The following is a 21,037-nucleotide window of genomic DNA, read 5'->3' on the forward strand; positions in this document are numbered from 1 at the left end:
TTCAATAGTTTTTAACTTGTTTCTAAGTATAACTATCATTTCTTAATAAAAATTGAGGAAGTTTCTTAAGATTTTATGAAGAATAAAAAAACAGCTATCCCTATTACGATAGCTGTCCCTTTATTACTTCGCACTCACGATCTTATAATAAGAACGAACTGTTAAGAAGTAATATCCAATATAAATAGCGCCGTATACTCCGATACTAATTAGAAGCGGAATCATAATTTCAAATGGTAGTATGTTCCCTAAACCTTTTAATGCAAACAAGCTATGCAGGATTCCGATTACTAGTGGAATTGCAAAGATAAAGCTTACTTGTTTTGCAATAGCTTTTTTCATTTCTTGTTTTGTAACCCCGACTTTATGAAGGACAATGTAACGATCACGGTCAGCACTTGCTTCTGTAAGCTGCTTAAAGTAAATGATTGATCCTGTCGCTAATAGGAAGACTAAACCTAAGAATAGTCCGATGAACATCATTAGTCCAGTTGCTTCCAGTCCCATATGGAAACCAGTATAGAAGTCTCTAAATGGTGGTGCCATTTCTGATACACCAGTTGGCATCACTTTTGCTAATTTTTCCGTTAACACTTTACTGTTTCTTTCATCTTTTACATCAATATTTTTTACAATACGTGTTCCAAATGCTTGTTTCGCTTGTTCATACATTTCATCGGAAACGACAACAACTAGTTCACCTAAGTTTGTAATTGCATTATCATTTGCGGCTTGAATCGTTAATTTCTTCGTTTCATTTCCAATTTGGAATACTACTTTATTCCCTTTATATTGAGGGCTAAACTCATGCCCTTCAATATACGAACTATCATATATAATTGCTTCACCAGCAGTTACATTCACTGTTTCTGCCTCAATTTTTTTAGCAAGCTTGTTAAATTCAGATTGAGACATAAATTGATATTTCTCTGAAATCGTGTAATTCATATTAAGAATGAAATCAACTTTCTCTCCTTCAAACTTCCCTTTTACAGGAACTGTCTCAATTTCAACTTGATCTTTGATCGGATGATCTTTCTTCTCTTCTGCAAAAATCGCATTTACTTTCTTATCAAGCTCTGCATCTTTCTTCTCGTAAGAATAACTGTATGGCATAGCTGCTTTTGATTGTGTAAATGTGTTGTAATACATCGTAACTGACGTACCAACCGCTGTTAATGTTACCGCACTTAAAATAGAAATTGTCGCAAGTGACTTTGCATTTCCTTTAATACGATATAGTAGCTGTGACGTCGTTACCATATTCATACCGTTATAAAACGATGATTTATTATTTCTTGCACGTTTCAATACGAATACTGTAAAGAACATAAATAGTAAGTACGTACCTAATACTGTCGCCAGTAAAATATAAAGTGCAACTGCCATAAAGTCTGCATATTTAACGGCCTTCATGAACATTAATGCTAAGAAATAACCTGAACCAATTAAGACAACTGAAATTAATGCCATAATAACAGATCCTTTTGGCATTGCTTCTCCTTCACGTTCTGCGCGGAAAAGTTCAATTAACTTAAAGCGATAAATTAAACGATATCCTTGGAGTGATGTATATAAAATAATCACAAAGAAAATAATTGCTGTATCAATAATTGCTGCCATTGGTACTTCAAAATGAACGTTTAAATTTAATCCCATCATATTTACTAATAACTCAAGGAATAATTTTGAAAGGACACTACCGATTGCAATCCCGATTACTAATGACAGTAATCCCATTAACATATTTTCATAAAAGAGCATTTTACCAATTTGTCTTTTTCGAATACCTAATAAAGAATATAGCCCAACTTCTTTTTTACGTTTACGTGTAAAGAATCCGTTCGAATATATAATGAACACTGCTACGAAAATGATAAGCATCACACTGGAAACTTGAAATGCACCACTAATCTTTTTAGAAGCTTCTGCTGCTTTTTCCATTTGTGAATTATATTGTAGTGCTTTAAATGTAAAGTAAATTACAATACTAAATATCATTGATGCAAAATATACAAAGTAGTCTTTAAAGTTCCGCTGTATGTTGCGGAGGGCAATGCTAGATAAGGTCATCAGCCATACCTCCAGAAATAGAAGACATTACGTCAACGACTTTTTGGAAGAACTGTTTACGCGTTGATTCACCGCGGTGCAATTCTTTATATAGTTCACCATCTTTAATGAAAATAACTCGTTTACAATAACTCGCCGCAAATGCATCATGCGTTACCATTAAAATTGTTGAGTTATCATATTCATTTAATGACTTCATACTTTCAAGTAAATCTGTTGCAGATTTAGAATCAAGCGCTCCAGTTGGCTCGTCTCCGAAAATCATACTTGGATTCGTAACGATTGCACGTGATGCTGCACAACGTTGCTTCTGTCCACCCGACACTTGATATGGGAACTGACTTAAAATATGATCAATACCGAATTTCTTTGAGATTTCAAGAACGCGGCGATCAATCTCACTCGCTTTCACCTTTGATAACGCAAGTGGTAAAGCGATATTCTCTTTCACTGTTAACGTATCTAATAAATTATAATCTTGGAAAATGAAACCTAAATGATCGCGGCGGAATAACGCTAACTTATCATCATTCATCTTCACAATATCTTTTCCATCAATTAAAATTTCACCGTTCGTCGCATTATCAATTGTAGAAAGAACATTTAGTAAAGTCGTCTTACCAGAACCAGAAGGTCCCATAATTCCAACAAATTCACCTTCTTTTACTTGTAAGTTAATACCTTTTAACGCTGCAAATTTATTACCACCCGTGTCATACACTTTTTCGATATTTTTTGCTTCTAACACTGTTTTCATCTCGACATCCCTCATTTCTTCTATTCTCTATTTTCAACTATATACACTCTCTACTCTTGCCACTATCGATGTTTCTTACACAAACATGACAGTTATGTAAGGCACATAAGTAAAGACATCAAAAAGTTAACATAATGAATTAAAGTACTTTGCTACTATAACATTGGGATATCATACCATCCATTCATTCTCCTTACAGGAACATTACAATTTTGTAAGGTAAAAAATGTACCTACAAAGTTGTGCACGAAATGTCGGATGGGGTTATTTCGTTCCTGTTATTCTATGTACAGAGGAGGTCATAATATGGATTCACTTAAAAATATGAATGCTGCAATGCACTATATTGAAGGTAACCTTACGAATGAAATTGATTTTAAAGAAGTTGCGAGGCTAGCTCTCTGTTCTGAGTATCACTTTAAAAGAATGTTTTCGTTTTTAGCAGGCATATCACTATCTGATTATATTCGCTGTAGACGTCTTACTCTCGCTGCCTTTGAACTAAAAAACAGCAATGTAAAAGTCATTGATGTCGCTATAAAATATGGCTACAACTCACCAGATTCATTCGCTCGTGCATTTCAAAACTTGCACGGTATAACACCTTCAGAGGTCCGAAATAGTAGCCATTCTTTGAAGGCTTATTCACCAATGACCTTCCAGTTATCCATTCAAGGAGGAAATGAAATGAATTATCGAATTGAAGAAAAAGAGCCATTTCGAATTATAGGTATTACAAAACGAGTACCAATCGTTTTCAATGGTGTAAATGAAGAAATCGCTTCTATGTGGAAGAGTTTAAACCCAGACTCCATTCAAACATTAAAGTCCCTTTCAAACATTGAACCTACTGGAATTATTAGTGCCTCTACTAATTTTTCTGAAGGGAGAATGGAGGAAAAAGGAGAACTTGATCACTATATTGGAGTAGCCACAACGAAAGATTGTCCAGAGCAATTCGCGCAACTTGAAGTCGCAGCTTCAACATGGGCTATATTTGAAGCTGTCGGTCCATTTCCTGATGCATTACAAAATGTGTGGGGACGTATTTATTCTGAATGGTTCCCTTCTTCGAACTATGAACTAGCGGAAGGACCGGAGATATTGTGGAATGAAAGTAAAGACGTATCCTCTCCGAATTTCAGAAGTGAAATATGGGTACCTGTTTTAAAAAAGTAATATAAGAGTCTAACCTTTTCAAAATAAAGAAGCTACTTTTCCTTTTTAAAGGAAAAGTAGCTCCTTTATTTTATACTTCTTCTCGACTCGTTCTTATACAAGAAAATAGTAATAATCGTAAGCACTATAATAACTACAAAAGTAAATACTCTGTAGTTCGAGATAGTAGCAGTACCAATTAATAAGGCAGGTATAACCGCCACAATTAAGCCACCAAACATACCAACAAACGATCCTATACTTTGTTTTACTACTTGAGTTTCTGATACCCAATCATAATAACCAAATCGATTATTAATGAAAATCCCCCATACTGCTGAAAATAATGAATATATTATCGGTGTTATTACGATGAAAAAAGAACTCCAAACATCTAGCTTTAACCCGATTATCAGTAATACAGCACTAATAAGTGATGCAGGTATACTCAATGAAAGATTCATAAGAATTTTACTATCATAAATCATCTTTGGCGCTATAGGCAATGATTTAATAATCCATACATTTTTTCCTTCTAAAGACAATGACACACATGTTGTACATGTCATCGAAATCGCTGCTGCAATAGCAAATGGAGCAATCTTTTGCAACAGGGGCTCAATTCCAGGATACGCTATTAATTGGCTTGGTCCTACTACAACTATAGCTAGCGAGAAAGCTAGCGCCATCACGACTCCCATTCCACTATTTATGACATACACTGTAGAAGAGAAGAAACGTGTCAGCTCTTTTTTATACAATGCGACCAATACACTCTCTTTTTTCATGCTATTAATCTCATAATTTGAAAGCATATGATAAGTGGTGATCCCTGTGTTTATTTGCTTATATTTTAACGAAAGTATTTTTACAAAAAGATAATACCAAATCACTGATATCCCCACAAATAAGATGAAAGCTACCATATCAGCATTAACAATTGCTTTTTGAAACATGTTAGCTAATGGATACACTTTAGTTAATTGCTCCGAAACAATTGCACCAATTCCGTTCATATCATTAAGGCTATATTGAGCATTTCCGTTTTTTAGCATAAAGGAACCGAATGTAATAATTACTATAAAACTTAAAATCGTAGTTATTTTATTCGTATTTTTAAATTTAGAAGCGATTGCCGTAATCGAAGCTCCAAAGATTGCTGCGATTGTTGTTGGGATTAAAGATGCGATAAACATACTGATGAACCACATAAAGTAAAAAGAAACTGATGGATTTTCATGTATACAATACACAACTCCCATTGGTAGCATGATTATGATTGAAAAGATTGTATTCAGCAAGTATAAATACAAAAATCTACTTGCAATAACAGTACTTACGCGAATCGGCAATGACATTAAAAAATCGTAATCCTTAAAAGCAAAAATTTCTCCATTTGCCTTAAATATAGTGAAAAACAACGTTAATACACTGCTAATAACTAGTGCATAGACGGGAATAATTTCACTCATTCCTAGTTTTACCAACCCATATGCCGAAGCTCCGCAATATAACATTAACATGACACCAACTAGAGCAATAGATGCTGTCAGCAAAATCTTATTCTGCTTCTTTTTCTTATCTTTTTCGTATTTAAAGGTGTTTAAACCGAGCTGCGTTATCAACCGAATTTTCAAAAGACCTAAACTATTAGTATTCATTAGCAAGCTCCTTCATAAAGAGCTCTTCCAATGAGCCTTCCTTTATTAAAGAATTTACTTCTCCTGAAAGTGCTAATTTCCCTCTATTAATCATCGCTACTTTATTACATAACTTCTCAGCTACATCTAAAACGTGCGTAGAAAAGAAAATCGCACTTCCTTTTTCACAAAGCTCTTTCATAATACCTTTCAATACTACTGCTGCCTTTGGATCAAGACCAACGAAAGGTTCATCTAAAACTAATAATTTCGGTTTATGTAAAACCGCCGATATAATCGCTACTTTTTGTTTCATGCCGTGTGAATAAGAAGATATTAAATCCCCTAAGTACGGTGTAATCTCAAAAGCATCCCCATACTTCTGTATCTGTTCTTCCCGATCCCTCGCAGGCACTTTAAACACATCCGCAACAAAGTTCAAATATTGAATTCCTGTTAATTGCTCATATAAATCTGGATTATCAGGAATATACGCCATTACTCTCTTACATGCAATCGGATCCTTTTTTACTGAATGTCCATCAACAAAAATTTCACCCGCTTCAAAATCTATAACTCCTACTAACGACTTAATTGTTGTACTTTTCCCCGCACCGTTATGTCCAATAAATCCAAAGATATCCCCTGCTTTAACAGTAATATTCAAATGATCAACTGCTTTCTTACCGTCTTTATATGTCTTGCTAAAATTTATAATTTCTAGCATGTAAATCCCTCCAAATCACCTTTTCGATTGAATTTTCAGACCTTAAAACGAAAAATTTACTCAGTGAGCTTTTCATTATTCCCACTGAGTATTAAAATCTCTTAACACATAGAAACTATAAATATAAAATTTGACTAATATAACTCACATTTGTATTTCTTTTTTATACAAAACGTAAGAATATAAATTCGTTATAATGACAGCAACTACTATAATCCCAAGCATTATATAAGTTCTCCAATAAGCCGGAGCGAAAACACTTATAATCATAATAACTCCTAACGCCACAAATACTTTTCCGCTAAACCGATGTGTTTTCCGCCATACTTCTTCATTACTTAACGTCCATGGATTACGCATCCCGACAAAAAAGTTTGGCTTACACTGTGGTAAATAATTACCCATTACTAAAAATAAAACACCAACTAATAATTCAGGCACCCGACTAATGAATAAGTTATATCCTAATCCACTTGTAATAATATCTATATTTCCTACAAATAGTAGCAATAGTACCCCATTATTCATCATCATAAAGGCTTTAGAAAATTTCTCGTAATTTGCTTTCCTTGGATCAATCTTTGGTATCACATTTAGAAATATATATAATGCAATCATAATTCCGACCATAGAAATCATTCCGTAAAATTTAGACGAATATCCATCTACCTTACCGCCGCTCCAATGCGTTGCAATTGTATCCGGCAAATGCGGCCAAGCAAACGCCCAAGCTAAACAAGTTATAACAATTAATAAGATTGCAAAAAGATGTTTTTTCATTTCCCCTCTTCCCCCTTATTCGTAAATGTAAACACCCAAGTCAACAAATCTTGAAAGACCGTTGTGTTTAAAGAGTACACAACGAATTGCCCTTTCTTTTCATCTTGAATAAGTTCAGCATTTTTAAGTGCGCTTAAGTGGTGTGAAATACTTGGTTTTGTCATATTGAAATGTTCAGCAATCTCACCTGCGGTTAGATCGCCTTCTTTTAATAAATCTAAAATTTTTCGCCTTGTTGGATCTGCTAATGCTTTGAATGCTTGATTCAATGTCTTTCTTCCCCTCATTAATTAGACATTTAGATATTTATCTAAATGTTAAAATGATTTTAGTTAATTGTCAATTATCTATACGCCCCTTTTTATTTTGTACCCTACGCCAATTACTCTATATTGAATAAAATCTAAAGAGTACGCAGGTTAAAAAGGAAAGCAGCTCTTCTGCTTCTTTTCTTAATAATACTTTTTCTGGAACTTCTACAACAGGATCATCACTTAGTTGTTGTTTTTCAAATAAGCGCATCCTCTTCCATATGTGTTTTCTCCATTGACTAATCTGTTTGTAAACAATTCCATTCAACCAAAATAGAAACGGTCTAGATTGATCATATGTTGAAATAGATTTCCAAAGTTGAAAGTAGATTTCATTTACGATTTCATTTGTATCATGCCGATTTTTAACTATAGCAAAGACGGTTTCATAGATTCTCTGACTTGTTAAGTTAAATATAAATTCAAAAGCCTCCTCATCACCTTTTAATAAGCGTTCTATCCAGGTATGTATATCTTCATTACTTGCCAAGTAGTGCCCCCTCCTTAACGATGTTCTCACTATATATTGGACGGTAAGCAAAATAAAGTTCCAAATTTCATAAAAAAATATAATACTTTTATCCATTCATATATTTAAAAGGAAAATATATTGAATTATTCCTATAATACTTTTTACTTTTCTCATTTTTAACCTATACTGTTTACTAGCTTATCTTTCAACATAATGAAAAGACTTGAAACACATGATACACTATAGCTACAATTGTTTTTTTGAGGAGGAATATACATATGTATAAAATTTTAATCGTTGAAGACGATCCAAATATTTCATCATTACTACAATCTCACATTCAAAAATACGGCTATGAAGCTGTTGTTGCAGAGAATTTCGATGATATTATGGAATCGTTTAACGCAGTGAAACCACATCTTGTTTTACTTGATGTAAACTTACCGAAATTCGATGGGTTCTACTGGTGCCGCCAAATTCGTCATGAATCTACTTGTCCTATTATTTTCATTTCAGCTCGTGCAGGTGAGATGGAACAAATTATGGCGATTGAAAGCGGTGCGGATGATTACATTACAAAGCCGTTCCACTACGATGTTGTAATGGCGAAAATTAAAGGACAATTACGCCGTATTTACGGTGATTATGCACCAAATATTTCTGAACGTATCGTTGAAGTAGAAGGTTTAAAACTATTCCCTGAACGTCCAGAAATTCATTTTGGATCTGAACAAGTTCTTTTAACGAAGAAAGAGGCAATTTTAGCAGAAATGTTATTATCTAAATTCCCTCGTACAGCGAGCCGTGAAGATTTATTAGCTGCGCTTTGGGATGACGAAAGTTTTGTTGAGGAAAATACATTAAACGTAAACATTACGCGTCTTCGTAAAAAGTTTAATGAACTTGGTATTGAGAATTCTATTGAAACAGTACGTGGACTTGGGTATCGTTTTAACGCAACTTGGAGTGAATAAGCATGAAGCTATTTTTACGTGATCATTTTGCATTTTTCCTACTGTACGTATTAAACTTCGGTATCATCTTCGTTCTTTATGATGCAGTAGATGGATTTCAAAACAATAAATTTTACTTCGTCGTTTTAAGTTTATACTTATTTATTTGTTTCCTCGCTTATCGTTACGTTCGCAATCGTAGAATGTACCATAGATTAAGTGAGCAACCAGAAAAGATGGAAGATGCGTTTATTGAAAGAGCGACTGCTCCGATGCCTCACGGTGTCAATGAACTCGTGCGTACGCAGTACCGCCTCTTCCAAAAAGAACTACAATCGTATGAAGTAAAACAACAAGAACATCAATTATTTATTAATCATTGGGTACATCAAATGAAGACACCTGTATCCGTTATGCAGCTTATGGTGCTCGAAATGGAAGATGAGCATTTGATTCCGAAATTCAAAAAAGAATTAGAACGATTAAATCAAGGACTCGATATGGCTTTATATATGGCAAGGCTAAATAACTTCCATGAAGATTTCCATGTTGAGACAATTTCATTAAAAGATACAGTAACAAAAAATATTAACGGATTAAAAGAACTATTCATTCGTAATGGTGTCTTCCCTGTTTTAGAAGTCCATTCGGATTTAAAAGTTGCTTCTGATGCGAAATGGCTAAAATTTATCATCTATCAGTTAATGACAAACGCTGTTCGTTACTCTGGGGAACGCGGAAAGAAAGTTTTCTTATCTGCTTACCGAAACGGAAAAGATATTATTTTAGAAGTTCGTGATGAAGGTGTGGGTATTCCACAAGAAGATATTCGAAGAGTATTTGAACCGTTTTACACTGGGAAAAACGGTCGTGCATTCGGAGAATCTACTGGTATGGGACTTTATATTGTAAGTAAAATTTGTGATTACTTAGGTCACTCTGTCAAACTAGATTCTGAAGTTGGTAAAGGAACGACGATTAAAATCATCTTCCACAACGCTGCAAATAATCAAGCAGAACATACGGAGAAGGTGACCGAAGCATGATCGTAACATATGTAAGCGAAATGTATGAGAACTCACTCTCATACATTTTTTGCAATACAACTACTTCTATATCTTCTAGCCGGAGGTATAATTTATGACATTTTGGCAATTTGCATTTAAAAATGTAACGCGTAATTCAAGAGCTTATTTTGCTTACTTTGTAAGTGGTTCCTTTTCCATTGCTGTTTTCTTTTCGTTTGCTGTTTACTTATTCCATCCGAAATTACAAAACTTTGACATGACCTCTGAAATTTCAGGATTAATGATATTTTCAGAAGTAGTAATTGTATTTTTCTCTTTCTTCTTTTTACTATATTCCATTGGTACTTTTTTAAAAGTTAGAAAAAAACAATTTGGTATTTTGACCATTTTAGGAATATCGAGAAAACAATTACATCGTCTTGTTTTTATGGAGAATATGTTAATCGGGGTTTTATCTATCTTTTTCGGCATGCAGTTTGGAGTTGTTTTTTCTCAATTTTTCTTATTAGTAACAGCCAAACTTACGCATATTCCAGGAATATATTTATACGGTCCTACTAAAGCGTTTATTTTAACAACTATTGTTTTCCTTAGTCTTTTTATCACTGTATCTGCATTCACACCAATGCTTATTCGTACAAAAAAAGCGGTACACCTTTTAAAAACAAATGGTGGAAAACAAAAAGAAAGAAAACCATCCATACTTGTTTCATTATTTGGTGCGATTTGTTTATTTGGTGGTTATGCGTTAGCTGGAAATCCTAAATATTTTGTATCAGTAAGCCCGCAAATCGGTGTTATATATATGGTTTCAAGTATTTTCGTTATCCCAACGCTTGTTACAGTCGGAACATATTTCTTCTTTTCACAAATTAGTTTCTTACTTATTTATATTTTAAAGAAAAAAAGGAAGTTTTATATGAAACGGATTAATATGCTTTGGATTTCGGATTTAGCGAGCCGTATTCGAACGAATATTAATATGCTTTTTATTGTAGCGATGCTATCTACTATCGCTTTCACAATGATTACGTTTCTATATGGATTCGGAAAATTTATTAAGCTAGAGGTTAATAGAACTTCTCCTTTCCCAATTTCTTATTTTTCTTATGATGCGAACCCTTTTGTTACAGAGCATTTAAATTGGCTTGAGCAACAATTACAAAAAGAGCATTTCCCTTATCAAAAAATAAAAGCTGATATATATGAAACACCACTAAAAGAAGATAAAGATATAGCTATTTATAATGACGTATACGCAATTAAGCAAAGTGACTATAACAAACTTGCAGATTCTTTACGAATGAAACAACTATTTATGGATGATAACGAAGCATATGTGCTAACAGGGACATCTTATATCACCATATTCAATGAATTTGAGCAAAGCTACAAAAGAGATTACATTACACTCTCTAGTACAAATACGAAATTACGAGTAAAAGGCTATGAGCATGTAAACGCAATCCCATCTGACTTTTCATATCAAACGATAGTGTTGCCTGATATTATCGTAAATAACTTACCTAACACCGTAAAACATATATCAGCATACAATTACAAAATTCAAAACTGGGAACAGACATATGAAATTGCTGATAATTTTATAGAAAAAGTGCAAAAAGATCGAAATAAATTCCAGTATGAAGGGCCTCTTATTCGTTCCTTTGAATCAGCAGGATCGTTATACAAAATAACATCAGGCAGTGCGGCATTCTTCCTAATCGGGACATTTTTAGGAGTTATTTTCTTCATTGGCGCTGGTAGCGTTCTTTACTTTAGAATGTATACAGACTTAACGAACGAACATGAGAAATATATAACGATTTCTAAAATTGGTGTAACAGATACAGAGATGAAACGATCTTCAACCATTCAACTTAGTATTTTATTTTTCGTTCCGTACATTATGGCATCCATTCATACAATGTTTGCAACGAAAATGCTACAAGATGTAATTGGTCTATCTTTGTTCAAAGAAGTTTCAGCCGTTCTTATTATTTTTGGATTCGTTGAAATTATCTTTTTCTTCTTCATTCGTTCACTTTATATGCAAAAATTATCACAGTATACGAATGGTTAACATATTAAAAAAGTTATCACATGAGAAGGTGGGATCTCATCCTTCCTTTTTCATGCTCATTCTAATAGGAGGTTTAGGTGAATGACATTTTGGCAGTTTGCCTTTAAAAATGTGACGCGGAACGCCAGAGCTTATTTCGCCTATTTTGTAAGCAGTGCGTTTTCCATCGCAATTTTTTTCTCATTTGCAGTTTATTTATTTCATCCTAAATTGCATATGACAGACGTGAATGTTGCTCTGAACATATTAATGACAATTTCAGAAGTTGTCATTGTATTCTTTTCGTTTTTCTTTTTACTATATTCAATCGGTACCTTCTTAAAAGTACGAAAAAAGCAATTTGGGATTTTAACAGTACTTGGCATATCTCAAAAACAATTAAAGAGACTCGTATTTCTAGAAAACATGCTAATTGGTGTTCTTTCCATCTTTTTCGGCGTTCAACTTGGACTTGTCTTCTCGCAGTTCTTTTTGTTAGTTACCGCCAAAATTACACACGTACCTGGTTTATATTTATATGGGCCTACAAGTGCTATCGTTTTAACTATCATCATCTTTCTTGGGCTCTTCATTCTCGTATCATCTTTTACACCGATGCTCATTCGTACGAGAAAAGCCGTACGTCTTTTAAAAGAAGGAACAAAACAAAAAGAAAGAAAAGCATCCGTTCTTATCTCTCTATTTGGTGCGATGTGTTTAATATGTGGATATACGTTAGCCGCAAATCCGCTGTATTTTATGTCGCTAGGTGACATCATTGGGCTTTTATATGCCGTCTCTAGTATATTTGTCATCCCATCGCTTATTGCAGCTGGAACATACTTTTTCTTTTCACAAATTAGTTTTTTACTCATTCGTATATTAAAAACGCGAAGAACATTTTATATGAAGCGAATTAATATGCTTTGGATTTCTGATTTAGCAGCGCGCATTCGGACAAACATTAACATGCTCTTTATTGTAGCGATGCTATCAACACTTGCTTTTACTATGATTACATTCTTATATGGTTTTGGTAAATTTATGAAGTTCGATACAGTAAGAGAAAATCCTTTTCCTTTTACATATTTATCACATACTGAAAATACGTTAGCAGATGAACATTTAAATTGGTTAAAACAAAAGTTTAACGAAGAGCAATTTACTTATAAACAATTTAAAACGGATATATATGAAGTATCTTCAGCGGAAGAAAATTCGCAGCTCTATTATGCAATTAAACAAAGTGACTATAATGTACTTGCTAAGGCTTTAAATTGGGAAACGCTCACAGTAAATAAGAATGAATCTTATATTCTTATGAAAGACTTAGATGATCAAGTTATTGGAACGCTTCATAATAAAGACAAGAAAAATACTCTTACACTTACTCAAAACAATTTACAACTACAAGTGAAAGAATATAAAAGTTATAACCCATTCCCAAATCGCTTAATATACCAATTGCTCATACTATCTGATGAAAATGTAGAAGCATTATCCTCCGTTTCAAAACAGATGAGTGTATATAGCTTTAAAGTTAAGGACTGGGAAAAAGCTAATAACATCGGCTCGTTATTCATAGACAAAATTAATACCGACGGGAACAACATTCAAGCAGAGCACAAGCCTTTCCATGCAAGTGAAGCGAGCGATTCTCTATACACAACAAAACAAAATGTCGCTTCGTTCTTCTTAATTGGTACTTTCTTAGGTGTTATTTTCTTTATTGGTGCTGGCAGTGTCCTTTACTTCAGGATGTATACAGATTTAACAAATGAACAAGAAAAGTATGTAACGATTACAAAAATCGGTTTAACAGAAGCTGAGATGAAACGATCTGCTACAATTCAACTTGCGATTCTTTTCTTTGTTCCATACATTATGGCATCGATTCATACGATGTTTGCGACAAAGATGCTACAAGAAGTTTTACATCTCTCGTTCTTCGCTGAGATTACAGTCGTACTTATGATTTTTGGAACGGTTGAAATTTTATTTTTCCTTTTAATTCGTTCCTTTTATATGCAAAAATTATCACAACACATTAAGTTTTAAAAAGTAGAAAGGTGATTACTATGGAAGAAGTATTACACATAAAAAACGTCTCAAAAGTATATGAGGGAAAAGTCCCTCATACTGCTTTAAAAAATATAAATTTACACGTGGATAAAGGGGAATTCGTTGCCATTATGGGACCATCTGGTAGCGGGAAATCTACATTTTTAAACGTTATCTCTACAATCGATTCTCCGACTTCTGGTGATGTCGTGATTAACGGAAAAAAACCGCACACATTTCGTAGAGAGAAGTTAGCTATTTTCCGAAGACAAGAGTTAGGATTTGTTTTCCAAAACTTTAACTTACTAGATACACTAACAATCGGTGAAAATATCGTACTACCTTTAACATTAGATAATGTTCCATTAAAAGAAATGGATGAAAAGCTTGATAACATTTCAAAAAAGCTTGGAATTGATCATATTTTGGACAAGCGTATTTTTGAAGTTTCTGGAGGACAAGCACAGCGTACTGCAGTAGCACGTGCTGTTATTCATCATCCTTCACTTCTACTTGCCGATGAACCGACAGGAAACTTAGATTCAAAAGCGGCAATTGACGTAATGGAGCTATTTACGAAATTAAATAAAGAAGAAGATGCAACGATTTTAATGGTTACGCACGATCCGTTTGCAGCAAGTTATTGTAACCGTGTTATTTTCATTAAAGATGGAGAGCTTTACAATGAACTACACCGCGGATTGTACCGTGAGAAATTTTATCAAGAAATATTAGATGTTTTAGCATTATTAGGAGGAAGACGTGGATGACATTTTGGCAATTCGCATTTAAAAATGTCTCGCGTAATTCTAAAGCATATTTCGCTTATTTTGTAAGTAGTGCTTTTTCTATTATGGTTTTCTTTTCATTTACTGTATACGCGTATCATCCACGCTTACAAATTATGAATAAATTACAGGAACAAGATCCACTGATGAACTTAGCCGGCATGGCACAGTTTGTTATCGTTTTGTTCTCGTTCTTCTTTCTCTTATATTCAATCGGAACATTTTTAAATGTTCGGAAGCAGCAATTCGGCGTTTTAACTGTTCTCGGTATATCTCAAAAACAATTAAAACGTCTTTTGTTTACTGAAAATATGATTATTGGAATGCTCGCTATTTTTGCTGGTATTCAAGGCGGTCTTGTTTTTTCTAACTTTTTCTTACTCGTTACTTCTAAATTAACAAACGCAAAAGGCCTCTATTTATATTGGCCAACAGAAGCTATTATCGTAACGACAATAACTTTTATTATTTTATTTCTCATCGTATCTACGTTTACACCGATGTTTATTCGTACTCGTAAAACAACTCGATTAATTAAAAATAGTAAAAAGGAAAAAAGCGAAAAAAGACCGTCTATACTCATTTCATTATTTGCTTTAATTTGTTTAGCACTATGCTATTATATCGCTGGTTATCCGCAAGGCTATATAACAGAAAAAAATGCACAAAATGGATCTGTATTCTTAATTATGCTATCTATTTTACCGCTCGTAGTGGTAGGAACATATTTATTCTTTTCACAAACATTTCTTCTCTTTATCTTTATTTTGAAAAAGCGGAGAAAGTTTTATATGAAGCAAATAAATATGTTATGGATTTCAGATTTAGCTAACCGGACTCGTAGTAATATTAATGTACTCTTTATCGTTTCTATGCTATCTGCACTAGCATTTACGATTATTATTGGTTTATTCGCTGCTAATAACAATACAACAGCATCGGTACTAGAACGATATCCCGTCCCCTTCACTTATACATCAGAAGGTGACAATTCCCTTGAACAAAAGCATATTACTGCAATTGAAACTGAGCTTACAAATAGTAATTTTCAGTACAGAAAATATAAGTTTACAGTAGTAAAAGATACAGCTTTAAAAGAAGACATTATGCTTATGAAGATGAGTGATTATAACGCAATTGCTAAACAATTGAAAAGGCCGGAAATAACAATTGATTCTACAGAAGTGTATATTATTTCTCGCCACTCACCAGAACTTCTCAATCTCGTATCTAATCCATTTGCAAAGCATAATACGATTACACTTGGATCTAATAAAAAAGAATTTCATATTAAAGGGTTTATTAATAAAGGAATAGAACCATCCTTTGCATTCCCACATTTAGCTGTCGTACAAGATTATGTATTTGATAATATGATTCCTCATATTGAAACAACCGTAATCTATAACTACTTCGTAGAAAACTGGGAAAATGCAATCGTTCCAACAAAAAATATGTTACGTGTTATTAGTGGCGATGCACGTAAGTTCTACGAAAAGCATACAGAAGAGAACGCTCAAGTTCCTTTCTTCATATATACAGCTACGGATGAACTCATTTACGGTAAAGGGAATGCAGTTGCTCAATTCTTTATTTGGGCATTTCTTGGCTTTATCTTCTTTATCGGTGCGGCTAGCGTTTTATATTTCCGTATGTATAACGACTTAACAACTGAAAGACAAAAGTATATTACGATTACAAAACTTGGCTTAACAGAATCAGAAATGTTTCGTTCTGCAACGATTCAATTAGGAATATTATTTTTCGTTCCTTATATTGTTGCTGGTATTCATACAATATTCGCCATTAAGTTTTTACAAAGCATGTTTTCTTTCTCATTACTGAAAGAGACATGTATCGTACTCACTTTATTCGGGATTATTGAGATCATTTTCTTCTTCTTAATCCGATCTCTATATATTAATAAATTATCACAACACATAAAAATATGAATAAAATGGCCTTGTGCAATACGCACAAGGCCATTTTCAATAGTTTTTAATTAGCAGCAATATCCACCGTAGCCGCCAGCATAACCGCCGTAACCACCATAACCACAAGAACCGCCACCGCCGAAGCAGCTAGCACCGATGATGATTAATAAAATAAACAATACGATTAGAAGCGCAAAACCGCCGCCGCAACCATTTCTGCGGTTACAATCATCATGTCTGTGTTCACACTTTTCGCTCATTACCCTATTCCTCCTTTAGTATCATTCATAACAAGTTCCTCTTGTTCTAAATGAGGGGATTCCATTTATATTATGTTTTCAGGGCGAATAGGAAGCTTGGCTTACCTAAAAACGGGCTTGTTTTAGGAATTGGACTTTATTAAAAAAGGATACCTATTCAGGTATCCTTTAAAGAAACATATTCAACAAAAGAGCAAAACCGAATGCAATAAATGATAACAATGTTTCCAGCACCGTCCACGTTTTAAACGTTTCTTTTACTGTCAAACCTAAATATTCTTTTACAAGCCAGAACCCTGCATCATTTACGTGAGAAAACATTAATGAACCTGCACCGGTTGCTATAACGAGCAATTCTAAATTCACACCAGACATGTGCTGAATAACTGGTGAAACAATTCCCGCTGCTGTCGTTAACGCTACTGTTGCTGAACCTGTTGCAATTCGAATTAATCCAGCTACCATGAAAGCTAATACAATTGGTGATAACGATATATGCTCTGCCATTTGCGCAATCGCTGTTCCAACGCCACTTTCAATTAATATTTGTTTAAATCCACCGCCTGCACCGATAATTAAAATAATGGAACCGACTGGTAATAAACTTTCATCCGTTAATTTTTTAATCATCTTTTTATTAATTCCTTGTCTTATCCCAAGTAAATAAAATGCTGCGAAACATGAAATAAGTAAAGCAATTACTGGGCTTCCTATAAATACAAAAAATTCAGTCATCTTTTTCGGTAATGAAATATATGGTGCAACGACTGATAAAATCATCAATACAACTGGTAATAAAATAATAAAGAATGAAACTTTACGACTCGGTAAATCAGTTGAGACAGTCGTAACTCGAATAAGCTCTGGTTCATTTTCAGGTATAACCCTTTTATGTACCCACTTTGCAAATATCGGTCCTGCGATAATAGCTGCTGGTAGCGCGATAAGTAATGAATATAAAAGTACCTTTCCTAAGTTCGCGTTATAAATACCGATTGCTGTCATCGCACCTGGATGCGGAGGCACTAGCCCGTGAACAATAGATAATCCAGCAATGACAGGTAACGCAATTAATAATATATTTTGCTTCGTCGTTTTTCGGATGGAAATAACGAGTGGTAATAAAATGACGATCCCCACTTCAAAAAATACTGGAATCCCTATAACAAATCCTGCAAATAACATAGCCCACGGTAGTTTCTTCACACCGAAAAATCGAATAAAGAAATCTGCCACTTGCATGCCGGCCCCTGAATCGGACATCATTTTTCCTAAAATTGTACCGAGAGCTAAAATACCAACTAAATGCCCTAGTACACTACCAACACCAGATTCATAGGCAGTCACTATCTTCATTAAATTCAATCCAGACATGATAGCTAAAAATAAACTCGCAACTGTTAAACTAATAAATGCATGCCATTTCCACCATGATACCCCTAAAATAACAATCGCAATTGCAAGTAACGTGACGATTAATAAGTATATATCCATCTCGCATTCCCCTTACTTTATAAAAAAAGAGGGCAAATACCCTCTTTTTTATACGTCATAATTCACTACATAATGCTGCATTTCTGTATTGTAGTAGCCTTCGCTATATTCAATTACTTCGCCAACTTCATCGTAAGAATAACGCATACGTTTTAATAGCGCTGTCCCCTCTTTTTCACCTAACGCTTCTGCAACGAAACTAGGCGCAAGTCCAACAGCGAATTCATCTCTGAAGTTTTCTAAATGAATGCCTCGGTCCTCGACTAAATCGTAAAGCGATTGTAAATCAAAATCCGATAAATCTGTACTTGCCATTTTCGCTGAGAAATAGTGCGTATAATGAATATACGGTGCATCATTTAACGTATATAAACGTTCAATACGAAAACTCTCTTTACCGAATAATTGAAATGGCACTGTTCCTTCTTCATTCTGAACGATTTCTGCTTTTAGCAATTTCTTCTGTACTTTATAGCCTTCTTCCACTAACACTTCAGTAAATTTCTTTCCCTTTGACAACTTTGTCGCAGAAGTGTTACGGATGACTTTCGTTCCTTTACCGCTTTTCTTTTCCAAATATCCTTCTTGAGCGAGTTCTTTAATCGCATTTCGCACTGTAATTTTGCTCACTTTGAACTCTTCTTCTAACTGTGGTTCGGAAGGAATATTTGTATGAATCGCATATACACCATGCAATATTCGATCACGAATAATATTTTTTATTTGTAAATATAATGGTCCTTTTTTTCTCGTTACGTTCACCGTTACACCCACTACCTTTCTACATCACCTACTGATGTCGTCATTGCCCGAAGTATATCCTTCTCTGATGACATTGGCGTATCACCGACGATTGTATGTGCAAGCATTCCAGCTGCTGACGCAAATGAAACAGCTTTCTCTGGTGCAAACTCTTCTATCTCGCCATGAATAATCCCGCTCGTATAAGCATCTCCAGCACCTATTCTATCATATACAGAAAACGTAAGTGTTTTTGCAAAAGTGAACGCACCATCTTTACATATAAATCCGCGAAGCGAGTGTGTATTATCGCTATTAATAGAGCGATGTGTACCAGCGATTGTAGCGATATGATATGTTTCAGCTGCCTTTGGAATAAGATTAACAAGTTGCGCCTCTCGCTCCGTCTTTTCTGTTTTCATTCCAAGAACAAACATCGCATCTTTTTCGTTCATCATAACGATATCAGCAAGAGCCAGCATTTCTTCATAATGTGGTTTCGCCTGCTCATACCCGTCTTCTCCCCAAAGAGATGGACGATAGTTGCAATCAAAGACGACAGTTCCTCCGTTTTCTTTCACTGCTTTCGCCAAAGATTTCATATGATGGCGCACCGTATCATTCATCGCAAGTGTAATGCCGCAAAAATGAACGATATCAATTTCCTTTGCGATTTCTTCAAATTGATACATTTCTTCACATGCCGTATTGAAGCTACTTTCTAATCGATTTGAATATGTAACGCGGCTTGCACGTGTACCAAATCCATTTTCTAAAAAGTACATACCGACATATTTGCCGCCTCTTGAAACAAGCGAGGTTTGCACACCTAACTTTTGAATGTAAGATAATGCCGCATCCCCAACCGAATTTTCCGGTAAAGTTGAAATAAGAAGCCCTTCATGCCCTAGATGAGAAAGTGCTGCTGCCACGTTCACACCTGTACCAGAAAATGAGTAATTTAATGTGTTTGCTTGCGACAACAATTCATATCCTGGTACTTGCAGGCGCATCATTACTTCGCCGAACGCTGCAATTTTCTTACGCATATTGATCAACTAACTTCTTCACGACTGCTAATAATTCACGAACATCTTCTGTTTTCGTATTGCCAGTTTCTTTATCAATAATAGAAGAGTACACGTGCGGGATAACTTGCTCTACGTTTGCTTCAAGCGCAATACGTACAATTGTTTCAAAGTTTTCCTTATCAATTCCGCCTGTTGGCTCTAATGCAAATCCTTCTTCCGCACAAGCTTTCGCAACTGCGCGATATTCTTCTTCATGAGCTAAACCTTTCATTGGGAAGTATTTCAATGAATTTCCGCCCATATCACGTACAAGTGCGATCGCTGTTTTAATTGGAACGATTGCTTTTTCTTCCCCTGCTGCACTAATTGGACCAGTAGAAATATTTACGTACCCTACTTTTCCTGTTGGTGATACTAAACTATTAATCCAGCTATCTTTTCCGCCAAGATTTGCACGTGTCGCTCCAACTGAAGGGAACACTTGGTTAATATGACTACCAGGATAATACTTCGCAATTTCAGCTACAACTGCTGCTTGGCGATTATCTCCAGCTCCGAGTCCAATTGATACAGCGTCATCAATTTCTTTTCCGTATGCTTTCATCGCTGTAACAGCTTCTTCTACTGTTGGATAATCTTTTGATAATACGCCTACTACTACATAACCTTCTGCTGCTTCAAAAATATCTTTCGCATTTTCTATATTGTTTGCTAATACATTTAATGCTACGCGGCCTTTATAAAAACGTTTTTGAATGTTTGTCATT

At 34.6% G+C, this 21,037-nt stretch carries 19 protein-coding genes; 7 read left to right on the top strand and 12 right to left on the bottom strand.

Translation table 11 applies throughout. The features are described from left to right. Positions 1-123 precede the first annotated feature (123 nt). Complete coding sequence (locus ACTFRH_RS26150) at positions 124-2,073, bottom strand: ABC transporter permease (RefSeq protein ID WP_000176114.1); 1,950 nt, start codon at positions 2,071-2,073, stop codon at positions 124-126. Next, the gene (locus ACTFRH_RS26155) at positions 2,060-2,830 is read right to left on the bottom strand and encodes an ABC transporter ATP-binding protein (protein WP_000859656.1); all 771 of its coding nucleotides are present in this window, start codon (positions 2,828-2,830) and stop codon (positions 2,060-2,062) included. The genes ACTFRH_RS26150 and ACTFRH_RS26155 overlap by 14 nt, the downstream gene beginning before the upstream one ends. A 306-nt stretch (positions 2,831-3,136) precedes the next feature. On the opposite strand from ACTFRH_RS26155, the gene ACTFRH_RS26160 reads away from it, so the two are divergent. Further along, positions 3,137-4,009, top strand: a complete 873-nt coding sequence (locus ACTFRH_RS26160) for an AraC family transcriptional regulator (RefSeq protein ID WP_000377679.1) — start codon at positions 3,137-3,139, stop codon at positions 4,007-4,009. A gap of 65 nt (positions 4,010-4,074) precedes the next feature. Here the strand turns inward: ACTFRH_RS26160 and ACTFRH_RS26165 are convergent, their stop codons facing one another. From ACTFRH_RS26165 to ACTFRH_RS26185, 5 genes are all read right to left on the bottom strand, one after another. After that, positions 4,075-5,649, bottom strand: a complete 1,575-nt coding sequence (locus tag ACTFRH_RS26165; protein ID WP_001095682.1) for a hypothetical protein — start codon at positions 5,647-5,649, stop codon at positions 4,075-4,077. Next, positions 5,639-6,355 carry an ABC transporter ATP-binding protein gene (locus ACTFRH_RS26170; RefSeq protein ID WP_000889754.1) on the bottom strand — a complete coding sequence of 239 codons (717 nt, stop codon included), beginning with the start codon at positions 6,353-6,355 and terminating at the stop codon, positions 5,639-5,641. The genes ACTFRH_RS26165 and ACTFRH_RS26170 overlap by 11 nt, the downstream gene beginning before the upstream one ends. Positions 6,356-6,499: 144 nt before the next feature. After that, complete coding sequence (locus ACTFRH_RS26175; protein WP_000716350.1) at positions 6,500-7,135, bottom strand: SdpI family protein; 636 nt, start codon at positions 7,133-7,135, stop codon at positions 6,500-6,502. Next, the gene (locus ACTFRH_RS26180) at positions 7,132-7,404 is read right to left on the bottom strand and encodes an autorepressor SdpR family transcription factor (RefSeq protein ID WP_001070531.1); all 273 of its coding nucleotides are present in this window, start codon (positions 7,402-7,404) and stop codon (positions 7,132-7,134) included. The genes ACTFRH_RS26175 and ACTFRH_RS26180 overlap by 4 nt, the downstream gene beginning before the upstream one ends. Positions 7,405-7,522: 118 nt before the next feature. Then, entirely contained in the window at positions 7,523-7,936 is a 414-nt protein-coding gene (locus ACTFRH_RS26185) for a sigma factor (RefSeq protein WP_000157862.1), read from the bottom strand. A 260-nt stretch (positions 7,937-8,196) separates the two neighbouring features. Between ACTFRH_RS26185 and ACTFRH_RS26190 the strand changes: the two genes are divergently transcribed. From ACTFRH_RS26190 to ACTFRH_RS26215, 6 genes are all read left to right on the top strand, one after another. Then, positions 8,197-8,892: a response regulator transcription factor gene (locus ACTFRH_RS26190; protein WP_000276738.1), complete on the top strand. Its 696-nt coding sequence runs from the start codon at positions 8,197-8,199 to the stop codon at positions 8,890-8,892. A 2-nt stretch (positions 8,893-8,894) separates the two neighbouring features. After that, positions 8,895-9,917: a sensor histidine kinase gene (locus ACTFRH_RS26195; RefSeq protein ID WP_000765341.1), complete on the top strand. Its 1,023-nt coding sequence runs from the start codon at positions 8,895-8,897 to the stop codon at positions 9,915-9,917. 94 nt (positions 9,918-10,011) lie between these two features. Beyond that, positions 10,012-11,982, top strand: a complete 1,971-nt coding sequence (locus ACTFRH_RS26200) for an FtsX-like permease family protein (RefSeq protein ID WP_000145029.1) — start codon at positions 10,012-10,014, stop codon at positions 11,980-11,982. Between the two features lie 81 nt (positions 11,983-12,063). Then, positions 12,064-14,019, top strand: a complete 1,956-nt coding sequence (locus ACTFRH_RS26205; RefSeq protein WP_000144979.1) for an ABC transporter permease — start codon at positions 12,064-12,066, stop codon at positions 14,017-14,019. A 20-nt stretch (positions 14,020-14,039) separates the two neighbouring features. Next, complete coding sequence (locus ACTFRH_RS26210) at positions 14,040-14,792, top strand: ABC transporter ATP-binding protein (protein ID WP_000393250.1); 753 nt, start codon at positions 14,040-14,042, stop codon at positions 14,790-14,792. Next, complete coding sequence (locus ACTFRH_RS26215) at positions 14,789-16,762, top strand: FtsX-like permease family protein (protein ID WP_000144917.1); 1,974 nt, start codon at positions 14,789-14,791, stop codon at positions 16,760-16,762. The genes ACTFRH_RS26210 and ACTFRH_RS26215 overlap by 4 nt, the downstream gene beginning before the upstream one ends. Before the next feature lie 50 nt (positions 16,763-16,812). Here ACTFRH_RS26215 and ACTFRH_RS26220 read toward each other — a convergent pair whose 3' ends face one another. The 5 genes from ACTFRH_RS26220 to dagF form a co-directional block, all read right to left on the bottom strand. Continuing rightward, positions 16,813-17,004 carry a YjcZ family sporulation protein gene (locus ACTFRH_RS26220; protein WP_001290406.1) on the bottom strand — a complete coding sequence of 64 codons (192 nt, stop codon included), beginning with the start codon at positions 17,002-17,004 and terminating at the stop codon, positions 16,813-16,815. A gap of 168 nt (positions 17,005-17,172) precedes the next feature. Then, positions 17,173-18,498 (bottom strand): gluconate permease GntP, encoded by a 1,326-nt coding sequence (gene gntP, locus ACTFRH_RS26225; RefSeq protein ID WP_000356139.1) that lies wholly within the window; start codon positions 18,496-18,498, stop codon positions 17,173-17,175. 48 nt (positions 18,499-18,546) lie between these two features. After that, complete coding sequence (locus ACTFRH_RS26230) at positions 18,547-19,272, bottom strand: GntR family transcriptional regulator (protein WP_000539272.1); 726 nt, start codon at positions 19,270-19,272, stop codon at positions 18,547-18,549. Continuing rightward, positions 19,272-20,288: a sugar kinase gene (locus ACTFRH_RS26235; protein WP_440048829.1), complete on the bottom strand. Its 1,017-nt coding sequence runs from the start codon at positions 20,286-20,288 to the stop codon at positions 19,272-19,274. The genes ACTFRH_RS26230 and ACTFRH_RS26235 overlap by 1 nt, the downstream gene beginning before the upstream one ends. Beyond that, on the bottom strand, positions 20,281-21,036 hold the full coding sequence (gene dagF / locus ACTFRH_RS26240; RefSeq protein ID WP_000181922.1) for a 2-dehydro-3-deoxy-phosphogluconate aldolase: 756 nt from the start codon (positions 21,034-21,036) through the stop codon (positions 20,281-20,283). The genes ACTFRH_RS26235 and dagF overlap by 8 nt, the downstream gene beginning before the upstream one ends. Position 21,037: the final 1 nt, after the last annotated feature.

The organism is Bacillus cereus group sp. MYBK216-1, from assembly GCF_051916495.1.
Classification (GTDB): Bacteria; Bacillota; Bacilli; order Bacillales; family Bacillaceae_G; genus Bacillus_A; species Bacillus_A thuringiensis_K.